This window comes from Nocardia citri (assembly GCF_054065835.1).
Map to the genome: position 1 here is coordinate 1 of NZ_JBSUQM010000008.1, position 14,346 is coordinate 14,346.

At 63.1% G+C, this 14,346-nt stretch carries 15 protein-coding genes; 13 read left to right on the plus strand and 2 right to left on the minus strand.

The features are described 5' to 3' along the window. Nucleotides 1-74 precede the first annotated feature (74 nt). The 10 genes from ACW2Q0_RS14180 (at nucleotide 75) to ACW2Q0_RS14225 (ending at nucleotide 7,197) form a co-directional block, all read left to right on the plus strand. Nucleotides 75-416 (plus strand): WXG100 family type VII secretion target, encoded by a 342-nt coding sequence (locus ACW2Q0_RS14180; RefSeq protein ID WP_457190092.1) that lies wholly within the window; start codon nucleotides 75-77, stop codon nucleotides 414-416. 4 nt (nucleotides 417-420) lie between these two features. Further along, complete coding sequence (locus ACW2Q0_RS14185; protein WP_457190094.1) at nucleotides 421-720, plus strand: WXG100 family type VII secretion target; 300 nt, start codon at nucleotides 421-423, stop codon at nucleotides 718-720. Between the two features lies 1 nt (nucleotide 721). Further along, entirely contained in the window at nucleotides 722-1,945 is a 1,224-nt protein-coding gene (locus ACW2Q0_RS14190) for a polymorphic toxin type 33 domain-containing protein (RefSeq protein WP_457190096.1), read from the plus strand. Next, nucleotides 1,942-2,340 (plus strand): DUF4279 domain-containing protein, encoded by a 399-nt coding sequence (locus tag ACW2Q0_RS14195; protein ID WP_457190098.1) that lies wholly within the window; start codon nucleotides 1,942-1,944, stop codon nucleotides 2,338-2,340. Before ACW2Q0_RS14190 ends, ACW2Q0_RS14195 begins: the two co-directional genes overlap by 4 nt. 9 nt (nucleotides 2,341-2,349) lie before the next feature. After that, complete coding sequence (locus tag ACW2Q0_RS14200) at nucleotides 2,350-2,673, plus strand: hypothetical protein (RefSeq protein ID WP_457190100.1); 324 nt, start codon at nucleotides 2,350-2,352, stop codon at nucleotides 2,671-2,673. 75 nt (nucleotides 2,674-2,748) lie between these two features. Continuing rightward, a complete protein-coding gene (locus ACW2Q0_RS14205) occupies nucleotides 2,749-3,009 on the plus strand; it encodes a hypothetical protein (RefSeq protein ID WP_457190102.1) in 261 nt (86 codons plus the stop codon). Nucleotides 3,010-3,920: 911 nt separating this feature from the next. Next, the gene (locus ACW2Q0_RS14210) at nucleotides 3,921-4,463 is read left to right on the plus strand and encodes a hypothetical protein (RefSeq protein ID WP_457190104.1); all 543 of its coding nucleotides are present in this window, start codon (nucleotides 3,921-3,923) and stop codon (nucleotides 4,461-4,463) included. Between the two features lie 305 nt (nucleotides 4,464-4,768). Continuing rightward, nucleotides 4,769-6,109, plus strand: coding sequence for an ATP-binding protein (locus ACW2Q0_RS14215; RefSeq protein WP_457190106.1), 1,341 nt, complete (start codon nucleotides 4,769-4,771; stop codon nucleotides 6,107-6,109). Nucleotides 6,110-6,348: 239 nt separating this feature from the next. Further along, complete coding sequence (locus ACW2Q0_RS14220) at nucleotides 6,349-6,411, plus strand: hypothetical protein (RefSeq protein ID WP_457190535.1); 63 nt, start codon at nucleotides 6,349-6,351, stop codon at nucleotides 6,409-6,411. A gap of 132 nt (nucleotides 6,412-6,543) precedes the next feature. Next, nucleotides 6,544-7,197, plus strand: a complete 654-nt coding sequence (locus ACW2Q0_RS14225; RefSeq protein WP_457190108.1) for a DUF1775 domain-containing protein — start codon at nucleotides 6,544-6,546, stop codon at nucleotides 7,195-7,197. A gap of 116 nt (nucleotides 7,198-7,313) precedes the next feature. Here ACW2Q0_RS14225 and ACW2Q0_RS14230 read toward each other — a convergent pair whose 3' ends face one another. After that, on the minus strand, nucleotides 7,314-8,939 hold the full coding sequence (locus ACW2Q0_RS14230; RefSeq protein WP_457190110.1) for an AMP-binding protein: 1,626 nt from the start codon (nucleotides 8,937-8,939) through the stop codon (nucleotides 7,314-7,316). A 128-nt stretch (nucleotides 8,940-9,067) separates the two neighbouring features. Between ACW2Q0_RS14230 and ACW2Q0_RS14235 the strand changes: the two genes are divergently transcribed. The 3 genes from ACW2Q0_RS14235 (at nucleotide 9,068) to ACW2Q0_RS14245 (ending at nucleotide 12,567) form a co-directional block, all read left to right on the plus strand. Next, nucleotides 9,068-10,162 (plus strand): GAF domain-containing protein, encoded by a 1,095-nt coding sequence (locus ACW2Q0_RS14235; RefSeq protein WP_457190112.1) that lies wholly within the window; start codon nucleotides 9,068-9,070, stop codon nucleotides 10,160-10,162. A 174-nt stretch (nucleotides 10,163-10,336) separates the two neighbouring features. Continuing rightward, nucleotides 10,337-11,107 (plus strand): hypothetical protein, encoded by a 771-nt coding sequence (locus tag ACW2Q0_RS14240; RefSeq protein WP_457190114.1) that lies wholly within the window; start codon nucleotides 10,337-10,339, stop codon nucleotides 11,105-11,107. Nucleotides 11,108-11,214: 107 nt separating this feature from the next. After that, nucleotides 11,215-12,567 (plus strand): TIGR03118 family protein, encoded by a 1,353-nt coding sequence (locus tag ACW2Q0_RS14245; RefSeq protein ID WP_457190537.1) that lies wholly within the window; start codon nucleotides 11,215-11,217, stop codon nucleotides 12,565-12,567. A gap of 378 nt (nucleotides 12,568-12,945) precedes the next feature. Here the strand turns inward: ACW2Q0_RS14245 and ACW2Q0_RS14250 are convergent, their stop codons facing one another. After that, nucleotides 12,946-14,280 carry a TerD family protein gene (locus ACW2Q0_RS14250; protein ID WP_457190116.1) on the minus strand — a complete coding sequence of 445 codons (1,335 nt, stop codon included), beginning with the start codon at nucleotides 14,278-14,280 and terminating at the stop codon, nucleotides 12,946-12,948. Nucleotides 14,281-14,346: the final 66 nt, after the last annotated feature.

Below are 14,346 nucleotides of genomic sequence, written 5' to 3' on the forward strand. Positions count from 1 at the left end.
GCGATCCTTGCGACCTCGATCGCGACGGTCGGTGATGAAATTGTCGACCTTCGAGGTTGTCAGTATGCTCGCAGGTGCTGGCCATCGAATGGGGAGGGGGCATGACCACAGGTGATCCATCGCTGAACGTGGTGCCGGACGAAGTCAAGGCCGTCGGCAAGTTCGCGTATAACATTGCAGAGCAACTGAAGTCGGGCTCCACGTCGTTGGACCGGGAGGTTCAGGCGCTGTTTGGTACTTGGAGGGGCAGTGCGGCCGATGCCTATCGCACCGGCTGGGACGAGATGCAGGACGGCGCGCTGAAGGTGTGGGACTCGCTCACCGACCTGGCGGAGAAGCTCGGCGTCACTGCGGCGACGTACCAGGACCGTGACAGCACGAACGCATCGTCGTACAACTCGCTGCAGTTGGACTGACGTCATGTCCTCGGAATTCGAGTTCGACCTCGACCACATCGAGAATGTGACGGCGCGTGCCCGTGGCTTCAAGGAGTTCGTTTCCGACAATCTGGATCAACTCGAAAGCAAAGTGCAGGGCCTAATACAGAGCGGGCAGTGGGCAGGTACAGCTGCGACAGCCTACGCCGAGGAACACCAGGAATGGATGACGGCAGCACGCGAACTGGTCGAAGGGCTGGAGCAGATGCAGCGGGCGGCGCAGACGGCCCATTCTTCGTATTCCGAAGCGTCAGAATTGAATCTGCGAATGGCAAGGGGATGACGTGGTAGGCGTCGCGCCGCAAACCTACTATAGTGCCGCCGACGAATGTTATGCCGTATCCAAGGCATTCCAGGATGTGTACAACCCCCTGCAAAAGGTCCTGCTTACCACGGGCGGGATGGCGGGTGGTTATCAAGCGATCAAGGCCTGGGCGTCAGGATACGATGAGCGGGTCGGTGCGTTCACCCTGTTTGCAACGAATTTTGCCCGCGCTTTGCAGCGACTCGGGGACGTGCTGACGGCCGCTGGTTACAATTGGGCCTGCGGCGAGTATAAGGCAAATCGGAGCCCAAACAAGGATGACAGGCCGACGCTTCCGAGGGCGCTTCCCACGGAGTTGCCGTACGGCGCTGGCTCGGTGATCGGCGTCGCCTCGGCACACGTGAATAGTCGCGGGCTCGAATCAGAGTTTCCCGGCTTGTACGAAAAAGTGGTTGCTCAGGTCGCAAGTGGCGAGATCCCCGACAGCGACACTGACAAGTTCGACAGGGTAGCGAAGGCGTGGAAAACCTTTTCCTCTCACACCAGCGTATTCGGCGCGCAGACCCGCTTGCGATTGGTAGCCGAAGGCCTGGAACAAACATATTCTTCCGACGCTCCGGAGGATATCCCATATCTGGTAGACCACCTGCGCACTCTCGCGACCAGTGCAGGCGATATCGAGTTGGCCTCCTCTGATTTCGCCGCATCGACCGAGAAACTATCTGCTGCATTATCGACGATGCGGACGGATATCAATACCCAGTTTACGGCTGTCGTTGTAAGTGCATCTGTGGTCATCGCGGTCTCAGCAGTGGTAATCCGCAATCCCCAGTCGGTGACGTTGGAAGGAGTGGCTCTCGAAACGGCCGCCGCCGCGATCGCCAGGGCAGTCGGAACTTTTTTGGGCGGGTTGTCAGGAATCGGATTTTCGACTGGGGCGCTCGCGACCGGTGGATTGCTTACCATCGCAGGTCTTGGAGTCCTGATAACATCGATCGATGACTCCGCCGAAGGCGAGCCGGAATGGGATCAAACCGAGGAACGGACGCGAAACCCTGCGCAGGACAAACCCCTGACCAATAGGGACATAAGGGAACTCAAGGCTCGCGGTCATGACCCACACGATATAAAGCCAGACCCTCCGTCCCGATGCGATCTATACAAAGATGGAAAGGGAAATGTGTATTATAAGCCAAAAGGCGGGGCGGGTGCAGGAGAATCGACGGGGATCAGATTGCGATGACTGCTGAGGAGCTTTCCGAAGTGACCGTGTCGCTGAAATTGACCGGCACATTCGATCCAGACGAGGTGACCGCGGCGCTAGGACTGGCACCGTTAAATTACTGGCGGGCGGGGCAACAAGGGGCGGCTCCCAAACTGCGTAGGAGTTCCGATGGCTGGGTTGTCCGACTGGAGGTGTCCTTCGGAGAGGTCGGCGAGCAGGTAGACCGTGCCGTTGAGAAACTTGCGCAAGTTTCCACGCGGTTGGGTCACGTTCTCTCGAATCAGGGAGTAACCGGGTGCCTGACCGTTGCTGTGGATGCCGGCGAGGAGATTTGGCCAACCATCACGTTATCGGCAGCGACGCTGGCGTTTCTGGCGTCATTAGGGCTGTCACTCGATATCGATGTCATCTAGGAGTCGACCGTGATCGATGATTCAGACCGCGAAATTCCGGTAATTCGTACCGAGGTGGCCCGGCATCCCGAAAATGGGCTGAGAGAAAATCGTTTCCACCGGGTCGGCGCGAGTTGGAGCCTGGAAGACGAGGTCAATGCTTTCCTGGATGAAATGAGTGCTGGCGGTAGGTCGGTGGCGATGCACAGCGAGCCCGGCGGCGAGCTTCGGGTGGAGGCCGCGTTGGCTGGCAGAAGTTTTCCGTCTATGTATTTCGATCCTCGGCTTCTGAGGCGCCTTGCCGCAGCAGGCATGTCACTGAGGATCACGACTGGGCCGCGCTCAGAAACGTAGGTCCGGTTCTGTCGGTCCTCTGGAGTGTGGAGGCTGCATTATGCGGCTAGGGTTGGGCGGAGTAGTCTGACGCCCGTGACAGATAGCCTCGATGTGGCACTTCAGGAGCGAAGCGACCTGGAAAAGTACGGTCCCAACAAGCGGTTGTTATTCGCATTGCAACTCACGTTTGAGATAGAGGACATCGACACTATCGCGGCTACATCGTTAACAGATGGCCCCAATGACAAAGCTTGCGATTTACTCTATATTGATCGTGATGCCGGGCGGGTAGTCCTCGCCCAGGGGTTTGAGGCGGCCAGCAATTCTAAAAAAACAGCAGGCTCCCTCCAGTAAGGCATCCGCACTCAATCAGGCCATCAATTGGCTACTTGCAAAGAGTGAGCCAGTCGGTGTGCCGGACGTCCTACTTGCCGCTTGGCGAGAACTGCACGAGGCGCTAGAAGACAACGTAATTCATGGCGTTGAGATCTGGTATGTCCATAATCTTCCGGAGTGCGACCAGGTTGCCACAGAACTCTCGGCAGCTCGCGACGCCGCGCATCGGCAGCTTGCGCAAGCTTATCCGGGCAGTGCCATCGAAGTCTCCTACGCTGAGCTTGGCCGCGACACTCTGTCCTCCCGATATCAGAACTCAAGGACCCCGATCCTCGTGGCAGAAGCCTTCAAGGTTTCTGTTCCGGGAGCATTTGAGGAGAAGGGGGACCAATGGACTGCGCTATGCACCAGTGTTCCAATGAATTGGTTGCACGACATGTTTCAAACCTATGGCGCGGATTTATTTTCTCCTAATGTTCGTGACTATCTGGGAAGCCGTCGTACGGAAAGTAACATTAACAATGGTATACAAGAGACGGTGCGTAACGAGCCCAAGGATCCGCGGTTGGCGGTGTTGGTGCATTCGATCGTGGGTGGGACGCCGGCGTATCGGCGTGAGTTCGTCGCGGGTGATGCACCGGCGTCTCTTCAGGATTTCGATTCCTGGGTGTTGCGACGGTGCTCAATCCGCAGGTGCCGCTGTTCCGCGAGGCGCGGTATCTGTTGGCGGAGGAGACCGACATCCGGGATGTGGCGCTGTATCACGCGGTGCTGGGCGAATCGCGGGCGGGCACACGACACGGGGCGGTATCGCGAACACCATCGGCCGCAGTTCCACCGACATCGGGCATCCGTTGTCGGTGCTCGAAGATGCTCAGCTGGTAATCCGGGAGGCGGATCCGTTCAATCGGGGCAAATCTGTGTATCGAGTGGCTGAGCCGCTGATCGTGTTCTACGAGGCGATCATGCGGCGGGAATGGACCCAGTTGGAGCGTGGGAATCCCGAAGCGGCATGGCGCAATTCGCGTACCACATTCCTGTCGCAGGTGGTGGGCCCGCATTTCGAGGGAATCTGCCGGGACTGGGCGATGTCGGTGGGGCCCGAGGTGTTCGGTGAACTGCCCGGGCATGTGGCGGCCGCGACAGTCAGCGATCCGCGTGACAAGCGGCAGATTCAGGTCGATGTCGCGGTGCTGGCGCCAGAGGAGACCGGGCAGCCGCGACGCATCCTGTCTCTGGGGGAGGTCAAATGGGACCGCACGATGACCGTCGGGCAGGTGGACCGCTTGCGGCGTGCGCGGGAATTATTGGCGGCCAAGGGATATGACACCAGTCAAACCATCCTGACCTGCTACAGCGGAGCGGGATTCGATGAGAACCTGCAGGCTGTCGGCATCGCTCTCGGGCGGCGGCCGAAGGAAGTCGACAGCCCCATGCTGGTCGACCTCAACACCGTCTACGCCGTGGTGTAGGAGCGGCGACCGGTTCTGGCGGACTCGAGGGTCCGGATCGGCGGCACGCGACTGCCGCTCGCTGAGATCGAGCAGTCGCCTTGGTCGCAGATTCTCCACCCGTAGAAAGGGACATAGCCCACGCATACCGTTGCCAATTTGCATAGATCTAATCTTACTTAGATTGAATCTATGTAAGATGGGAACTGTCTTTTTTGACGGAAGGTGGGTTGGTGGAGTTCAAGGGGCGTGTGGCGGATCTTGATCAGCTGCGGCGACAGCTGGAATTTGTGACGGATGGGACCGGTGCGACTCGGGGGCGTGCTGTGATCGTGACTGGTCGGCGGCGTGTGGGGAAGTCGCGGCTGGTTCAGGAATTCTGTGATCGCTCCGGTCTGCCATATGTCGTCTTTCAGGCGACACGGGGCCGCAACCCGCTCGCCGAGCGGGAGGATTTCGTTGCTGCCCTGGCTCATTCGCCGTTGCGGGAGGCCGAATTGGTCTCGGGGATATCGGCAGCGGATTGGAACCAGGCCTTGCGGACATTGGCCATCGCCTTGCCGGACGATGCCGCGAGCATCGTCGTGATCGACGAGGTGCCCTGGCTGGTAGGGCAGGACTCCGAGTTCGAAGGGGCACTGCAAACGGTGTGGGACCGGCACCTTTCGGCCAAGCCGGTCCTGCTGGTGCTGGTGGGCAGTGACATCTCGGTGATGGAAGCGTTGCAGTCGCACGGCCGGCCCTTCTTCGGGCGTGCGACGAAGATGACCGTTCGGTCGCTGCATCTGGCGGATGTGCAGGCTATGACGGAACTGTCAGCGGCCGAGGCCCTAGACGCGTTGTTGATGACCGGCGGATTCCCGGAAATCGTCCAGTCCTGGCGACCGGGTATGAGCCGCAGGGACTTCCTGCGCGATGCTACGGCGAATTCGCTCTCGCCGTTGCTGGTGGCAGGCGAACTATCACTGCTCGGCGAGTTCCCCGAGGCGTCGCGTTCCCGAGCCGTGCTGGAGGCGATCGGCAACGGCGAACGCACCTACAGCGCCATCGCCGCCGCCGCGGGCAGCAGGGGCGCCTTGCCGGCCGGAACCTTGACGCCACTGCTGAACACCTTGCAGGCCAAGCGGATAGTGGCTGCGGATCTGCCGCTGTCCACGAAACCGGACAGCAAGAACAAGCGCTACCGCATCGCCGACTCCTATGTGAGGTTCTGGCTCGCGTTCCTGAAGCGCGGAGTTCCGCTCATCGAACGTGGCCGGGGCGATCTGGCGTTGGAGCGGATCGAGCGTTCGTGGACGTCGTGGCGCGGTCGCGCGGTAGAACCGGTGATCCGGGAAGCGCTCGCGCGCCTGCTGCCCGATGACCGCTGGCCTGAGACCGAAGCGGTGGGCGGCTGGTGGAACCGGCAGAACAACCCGGAACTCGACCTGATCGGTGCCGACCGGGAACCTGTAGCGGGCGCGGTGCATTTCGTCGGATCGATCAAATGGCTCGAGGACCGGCCGTTCGACCGCCACGATTACGACGCCCTCACCCGCGGTTTCCTCGCTGTTCCCGGTACGCGATTCGATACGTCGCTGGTGGCGGTCTCGCGGTCCGGGGTGGACGCTGACCTGCCGCTCGCTGCCCATTGGGGGCCTGAGGACCTACTGCGCGCGTGGCAGTGACGAGGTAGCCGATGGACTCGGGCGCCCACCGGTGGATTCGCGTCTGTGACCGCGGTACGCGGGTGGAGTGCGTTGTCTCGTCGGTGGAGTAGCAGGACTTTGCTCGATTTCGAGCAGGCCGATGATTTCGGCCAGGAGATCCACCGGGTCCGTGGCTCCAGCGGCGGTGTGTCCTGGAGCGATGAAACCCTCGACCTTGCACCGGCTATCCCCAGGCCCGCTCCTTCGTGGGCGTCGAGGTGGAGACCGCCAACGTGGTCACGTGGGTCACCGTGTGGGGCGAGCCGTTCAGTATCGGCTGAGGCATATTCCGACTCCTACCAGCTGGGGCGTCGGATATGTCGATATCCCTGGTAAACGGGCATCGCGGGGCTATCGTCACTGCTGAGCATCAGTTGCGTTCGATTCCTTTACCCGAAGGAGTGATCTCGACGATGAACAAATCTTGGTTGGGACGTGCGGGCGGGACCGCTGTCGCTGCCGCAGCCGCCGCCGTGATGATCGCCGCGGCTCCCGCATCGGCTCATGTCACGGTGTCGGCGCCGGATGCGGCGCGTGGCGGTTCGGCGGTACTGGTGTTTCGGGTACCGAACGAATCGGTGACCAATAGTCCGACCGTCGAGTTGGTGGTGCAGATTCCGGGGGTGACCGCTGTCGACACCGAGGCGGTGCCGGGCTGGAAGACAGTAGCTCGCAAGGACGGCAATGTCACGGCAGTCACCTGGACCGCCGACTCCGGTGGTGGGATCGGGCCGGGACAGTTCGGGGAGTTCTCGGTGCTCGCCAATGGGCTGCCCGATATGGACAAACTCACCATGCCCGCGGTGCAGACCTACGCTGACGGGCAGGTCGTCAAGTGGGATCAGTCCGCCACCGATAAGGGTGAACCCGAATACCCCGCCCCGACTGTGGCTTTGGCGGCCAAACAATCCGGTGGGGCCGAGAACCACGGCGACATTTCGGCGATGTCGACCAGCAGCGGGTCCCCCAGCGACGACACCGCACGCTGGCTCGGCGTCATCGGGATCGTGCTCGGCGCGCTCGGTCTGCTGACCGGCGTCGGCGCGGTGATGCGGCGCAGGTCATGATCGAAACCTCCGATCGTGACCGGTGGTGCTGGGCTTGGATCAACAGATGACCGAGCGCGGCTGATCGAACCCGGTGATGGCGCTGAGTGGCCCAACGCGCCTATCGTGGGGCTTGGTCAGCTCTGGTATCGGGCCTGCAGTTGCCGTTTGTAGATCTTGCCCGAGTCGTCACGCGGCAGCATGCTGACGATGCGGATATCGGCCGGAATTTTGTAGTTGGCGATCTGCCCTGCCAGGCTCGCCCGGATGTTTTCTTCGGTGAGCTGGGTGCCGGGTCGGGGGACGATATGGGCGGCAACGGATTCGCCGAGGTCTCCGTGGTGGGGGATGGCGAAGACGGCGACGTCCTCGACACCGTTGACCGCGGCGATGGCTGCTTCGATTTCGGCGGGGTAGATGTTGACGCCACCGGAGATGATGATCTCGCTCGAGCGGCCGGTGAGGTACAGGTAACCGTCGTGGTCGAGGTATCCGGTGTCGCCGACGGTGATGAATCCGGGGACCGAGCCCGCGGGCACGGTGTCCTGGTTGAGGTAGGTGAAACTCGGCCAGTAGTCGGCTCCCCGGACGAATACGTGCCCGATTTCGCCTGGGGGACAGGGGGTTCGGTCGTCATTGACGACCACGGCGGCTGAGCCGTCGGCACCGCGGCCGACACTGCCGGGGTGTGCGAGCCATTCGGAGGCGGTGATCCAGGTGATGGTGCCCGCTTCGGTGCAGCCGTAGAACTCGATCAGGGCGTCGCCGAACCATTCGATCGCGGCGCGTTTGACCGTCGGTGGGCAGGGGGCGGCGGAGTGGATCACATGGGTGAGGCTGGAAACGTCGTAGCGGCTACGGATTTCGGGAGGAAGCGACAGGAGCCTGGAGAGCATTGTCGGGACGATTTTGGCCTGGGTGATGCGACGTTCGTCGACGAGTTGGAGGAATCGCTCGCCGTCCCAGCGCGGCATGATCGTGATGTTGGTGCCCATCCGCAGCGCGAGCACCGCGACAGCGTTCGGGCTGGTGTGATACAGGGGACCGGCCACGAGCATCTGCCCGCCGGGCGCGAGTCCCATGCGGTTGGCGGTGCCGCCCGCGATGGAGAGCAGTTGATGCGGTGTCATGCGTTCGCGGAGAACGCCTTTGGGCGCGCCGGTGGTGCCCGAGGTGTATATCAGTCCCATCGAGTCCGCGATGGCGCCCTCCAGGTAGCCCAGGGGTTCGAGGTGATCCCTGATCCACTCCTCGAGGGTGGGGTGGCGGTGCGTCGGCTGCGCGAAAGACCGGTCGAGGCCCGCCTCGTCGAGGAGTTCGACCGGCATGGCGACTTCGACAATGTGCGCGTCGACGCCGGATCGGGCGATTGCCCGTTCGACCGTGTCGATGAACTCGGTGTGGGCGACGATGACTCGCGCGCGGCTGTCGGTGAGGATGTGGGCGACCTCGGGTGCCTGCCATCGGGTGTTGATCGGAACGGGATTCGCCCCGCATGCCGCGATGGCGACGGAGGTCTCCAGGAACTCGATGTCGTTGCGCAGCATGACCGCGACGCGGTCGCCGCGGTTGATACCTTCGGCGACGAAGGCGGCGGCGACGCGGCCGGCTCGGTTCTGGGCGTCGTGCTGGTTACGTGTACGGGTTCCGCAGGCGATGGTGGGGTTCGTCGGGTCGCGGGGCGAGACGTCATCCATGAGCTGCAGTGTGCCACTGCCGGTGGGAGGTTGCGGTTTGCGCTGTGCCGGATGAGTGTGACCCACAGCGCGACCCCACGTCCAGCTGCCACCATAGCGCTGAGGGCGCCGATGCGGCTCAACCGGAACAGATGTTGCTGGTAGTAAACTCCGAATTCGACTACCGCGGACGCCCAGTCGGATAGTTGCGACGTGTGACCACAGCAGGCGACGAAGGGCCGCCGGACAGTCGAGTGAACAGGGGGATCGCAAACGTGTGGTATCTGATCGATGCCGCGACACCGGGCATGGTCATCCGCCACGTGCCGGAGGAAGGCATGCCCCGAGAGCGGGCCCTGCATCGCGCGATCCGTCCGAACTCCTTGGCTGGTATCGCCTGTTCGGCCATCACGGACGCCATCGCATCGAACCAGATGTGCGCCCGTGTAATCCGGATCCGCGGCGAGACACACAAGGTCTTCGCACTGCCGGTGCCCGGACCGGACGGAGGGCCGCTGGCGGTTCAGATGTGGGTCGGTCTACAGGCTGATACCCCTGCGAACCCGCCCCCGATCGATGTCCTGGTGTGGGACGGCAAGCAATGGACCGTGCGCAGCAGCGGGCGGGGTGGGGCGGTTCTGCCCGAGGGATTTCCACTACTGCACGGAGCGTGGTTTCTGTCGCGGATCATCGAGTGCGAGGAACGCGACCGGCTGATAACCGCAGCGCTCGACGCGCAACCAGGAACACAGTGGCAGGGACCGATGCGGGTCCTGACGGCCGACGACGAGAAGACAACTCGTGTCTTCGGATTCTTCCGCTACCACTCACCGCATTCCCTGCGCGGGCTACTGCTCCAAGTGGAGCAGGATCGTCAACCCGGCATCGTGCTGCCGACCTATCACGGCGACGCGGCCGTCGCGCTGCTCGGCGGAACCATCGCATTGATCGACACCGAAACCCTGCAGATTGTCGAGTGGCTGACGCCGCCGCTCACCGGAATCGCCTGGCGGCATCATCCAGCATCCCGTGGCACCGACCCGTCGGCGGATCGCAAAGAATTCAACTTGACGACCACGCATCTCATCCACCCCGACGACCTTGCGTACTACCTCACGCCGTTCTTGGACCTGGTGAAAGGCCGGATCAAATCGGCCCGATCGGTCGTTCGGCTGCTCACGCTCGAACACGAGTGGCAATTCGTCGAGCTTTACTGCATACGACTACCCCACGGACTTCCCAGGTTCCTGACCTGCCTGATCCGACCGGTGGGAGACGACATGCGGCCGGGGCTCGTTTCCGAAAACTGATTCCCACCGAGACGGCGCCGACGCTCGAACCACGGTGGAAAAAATCTCGAGATCGAAGCCGGTTCCTGGTTCCGGTTTGTCCGGGAGTTCATCGCCGAGATGGTGCGGGTTGTTCGTCTATCGACGATGATGTCGGCGTGTGAAGCGACGCCGTCCGGTCAGAGGAGGTACTCGGTGAACAAACTAGAACGGTCCGGCTCGGCCGACCCTGGCGGTTTGACGGCGCGGCAGGCGCTGCGGCAGCTGCAGGAACAGCTGCGCAAAACCGAGCGGCTGCTCGATATCGCCGAAGAGCAGGAACCTTCACCGGCATTGACCCGGATCGTGCAGTCTCGATGGCCGGTGGCGGCGGCGGTAGTGGCCGCGGTCGCGCTACAGGTCTGCCTGCCGAACAGTTTCGCACCCGGGCACCGTTTGGTACCCGGACTCGAACTCGTGCTTCTCGCCGGCTTGGTGGTCGCCGATCCGCGCGGACAGGCCCGTCCGACACTGTGGCTGCGCCGGACGATGGTCCTGCTCACCGCGATGATCACCGTGACCAACGGATGGTCGGCCATCCGGCTCGTCACCCAGATCGTGCACGGGCAGCAAGAAGACGCGTTCGTACTGCTGATCTCCGGCGCCGCGATTTGGGCAACCAATGTGATCGTGTTCGGCCTGTGGTACTGGCAACTCGACCGTGGTGGGCCGCTCGGGTCCCGGGCCGCGATCTCTCATCGCGATTTCGTGTTCCCACAGCAGGAGGATCCGAACCCCGCGCTGCTGGGCTGGGCGCCGAGTTTCCCTGATTACCTGTATCTCGCCTACACCAATGCGACAGCGTTCAGCCCCACTGACGTAATGCCATATACGATCCGCGCCAAGATGATCATGATGGTGCAGTCGGCGGTGTCGCTGATAACGATCGCCCTGGTCATCGCCCGCGCGATCGGCCTATTCAAGTAGGTGCGGAACGCACCAACTTAGGGTCCCCTGACGACACTCCGGCTCTTTCCAGCTATGGTTAGCATCACCTAACGCCGCATCTGGGCGTTTAGTCGGAAGGACCTGTGATGAACGGACGCTTTGGCGGCATGCCGACGCCTAAGACGCTGCTGCGCGTGTCAGCCCTCGGCGCGGCGGTGGTGGTCGCGGCTGCATGCAGCAATACGACGTCGGACAATGACGACGTCAAGGCGCTCGACGGCAATCACTACGCCCAGATAAATATCGCCTCCAACAAGGCGGAGGACAAGGCGCAGTTCACCTTCCCCGATTTCATCAACGCCTGGGGCATCGCGGACCGTCCGAAGGGCGCCGGCGGCCACTTCTGGGTCGGCGCGGGCGGCAACTCCTACCAGTTCGTCGGTGACGTCACCAAGTCGCCGGATGTCAAGTATCAGAAGATGTTCCAGGATCCGCTGAAGCTTGTGAAGATCCCGGGTGCGGACTCCATTCCGGACGAGGACGGCGACGACAGCGAAGGCAAGACCACCGGCGTCGTCTTCAACCCCGCGCCCATCACCTCCGACATCTTCGTGGTGAAGGACCAGCCCGTCACGGTCGACGGCAAGGAGCAGAAGCTCACCGGCTCTTCGCGATTCATCTTCGCCGCCGACTCCGGCAAGATCTCGGCCTGGACCGAGCAGGGCGCGGGCGGTGAGATCGTGCGCCATGACGGCCCCGCCGTTCTCGAATTCGACGGCACCGCACAGGGAATGAAGTTCAAGGGCATCGCCCTGGACCCGTCCGGCACCAAGCTGCTGGCCGCCGACTTCGGCTCCGACCCGCAGGTGCGCACCTTCGACAAGGACTGGAAGCTGGTGCCCACCACCGGTTTCGCCAACCCTTTCGCCACCGGTGACGCCGTCGACCCGGCCGATGCAGCGAAGGGCAAGAAGGTCAAGATCGGCGACCCGGCCCCGTTCAACGTGGCCACCATCGGCAACCGCGTCTTCGTCACCTACGCCGTCACCCAGGCCGACGAGAACAACAAGACCAAGATCCGCGCGGGTGAAGAGGACAAGCTCGACAAGGATAAGGAGAAGGAAGCCGCCAACAAGGCGAAGATGGGCCAGGTCGCCGAGTTCGACAAGGACGGCAAGCTGGTCCGCACCTTCGACGCCGACGGCCGCCTCAACGCCCCCTGGGCCGTCACCATCGCCCCACAGGGCTTCGGCTCGCTCAGCGGCAAGCTCCTGATCGGCAACTTCGGCGGCGCGGGCCGCATCCTTGCTCTCGACGACACCTCGGGCAAGTTCGTCGACTACCTGCGCGACGCCGACAGTAAGCCCGCCGAGATCGACGGCCTGTGGGGCCTGATGTTCGGCAATGGCGAGGGTCTCGGCGACGCCGACGCCCTCTACTTCACCGCGGGCCCGGATGACGAGAAGAACGGCCTGTTCGGCAGCCTCCGACTGAAGTAATCCTCCCTGTCGATATATCTGGCCCCGAGTCGATTCCGGCTCGGGGCCGGGTCCAGTAGCACCGTCGACATCGCCGAGCGGAGTCCTGGTCGAGGCGTCCGGTGGAATGCCGGTCCGAGAGGACCTTCTGGTTCGCCCCGCACGCCGGCGCACTCGGCTTACACTCGAAGCCATGGACTTTCTGCTGTCGGTCGTCGGTATAGGGGGTGCGCTGGTGCTCGCCGGCGCAGCCTGGATGGCCTTCCTCGTGCTCCGCGGCCGGAAATAGCCGCACCGGTCCCACCAACGGCCTGGACGGCTGAGTAAATACACTGCGGCCCAACAGATTCGCTGGCAACCGGCAGACCGGGCATCGGTTCCGCTGCGCCGCGTTCGGAGTCACTGTGGGGTGAGGAATCGGCCCAGGTGCGGTACGGCCTCGCCGGGGTGTTTGGCGTGGAAGCCCTCGCCGAGCGCGTGAAGTTTCCAGTCCCCGCCGACCCTATACACTCTCGCCATCGCGATCGCGGTGAACGGCATTCCACCGGCGAGGGTATAGCGGGCCAGTTCGGCGCCGGTGCCGCTGTCGACCAAGCGGCAGAACGCATTCGAGACCTGCTCGAAGGTGTGCCCCTCATACGAGGTCACGACGAACAGCAGCGTGGTGATGTGGGCCGGTACCCGGGTGAGATCGACGAGGATGACCTCGTCGTCGCCCTCACCTTCGCCGGTGAGGTTGTCGCCTTGATGACGAATCGATCCGTCCTTGGACGACAACTGCCCGTAGTAGGCGACATCCACCAGATTTCGCTGCGCGAACAGTGCCACCCACGCGTCGAGATCGATGTTCACCCGACGGGGCCCGAACAAACTGCCCCGCTTTACCGGATCCCACCCCAATCCCATCATGATGCGGGTCAACGCGACGCCACCGTCCTTGCGCAACGTGACCCGCTGTCCCTTGGCCAGGTTGACCGGGCGGCTCTTCGACAAATTCACCTCACCCGCCTGCTGCGGCTGCGGGCTGCTCGGCGTCGCGCGACCCGCGCGAGCGGGCGGATGCCCCGGGTCGGCGGCGGGGTCGTTCGGGCCCGGTGCGGGAGGCGGGGGGAACGCTGGTGGTGAATACTGCTGCGGCGCAGGCGCATACGTCGGGGTGACCGGTGGTGGGTAGCTCGGCGCGGACGCAGGATAGGCCGTCGCTGTGGGTTGGGTGGTCGGGCGAGGTGGGTCGTCAACGGTGACGCCGTGGTCGGTGACCAGGGCGGCGAACCCGCCCGCGTAGCCTTGCCCGACCGCGCGGACCTTCCAGCGGCCGTGGCGTCGGTATACCTCGACCGCGATCACGATCGACTCCGCATCGAGGCCCTCGATGCGGTACTCGTATAACCGGTTCCCCGCCGCATCTTCGACGATCGCGATCGGTACGGGAATGCGGCCGAACACGTTACCCGGAGTGTCGAGCGTGACGACTGCCCGGACCTCGGCGATATCGGCGGGCACCGCACCCAGCGACACCACCAACGCTCCAGGTTGCCCCGCTTGTCCGGGCTGCACACGCACACCCGGGCCGACAGGGTGGTTGTAGAACACGAAATCCGAATCCGACCGCACCCGCCCCTGCTCGGTCACCAACAACGCCGACACATCGGCCGGCGCGGCGACCTGTACCCGGATCACTACCTCGCTGGCGGTCAGCGGGCCGTTCTGCCCCTTCACCAAAATCGATGACATGCCCACCCTTCCCGGTCACCGACACCGCCTGCTTCCACTGTAGAAGAAACACCGCTCCCAGCCGCT

Excerpts from the sequence above, each read along its gene's own strand:
- ACW2Q0_RS14185 (WP_457190094.1), top strand. The coding sequence starts at position 421 with ATGTCCTCGGAATTCGAGTTCGACCTCGACCACATCGAGAATGTGACG.
- ACW2Q0_RS14195 (WP_457190098.1), top strand. The coding sequence starts at position 1,942 with ATGACTGCTGAGGAGCTTTCCGAAGTGACCGTGTCGCTGAAATTGACC.
- ACW2Q0_RS14225 (WP_457190108.1), top strand. The coding sequence starts at position 6,544 with ATGAACAAATCTTGGTTGGGACGTGCGGGCGGGACCGCTGTCGCTGCC.
- ACW2Q0_RS14245 (WP_457190537.1), top strand. The coding sequence starts at position 11,215 with ATGAACGGACGCTTTGGCGGCATGCCGACGCCTAAGACGCTGCTGCGC.
- ACW2Q0_RS14250 (WP_457190116.1), bottom strand. The coding sequence starts at position 14,280 with ATGTCATCGATTTTGGTGAAGGGGCAGAACGGCCCGCTGACCGCCAGC.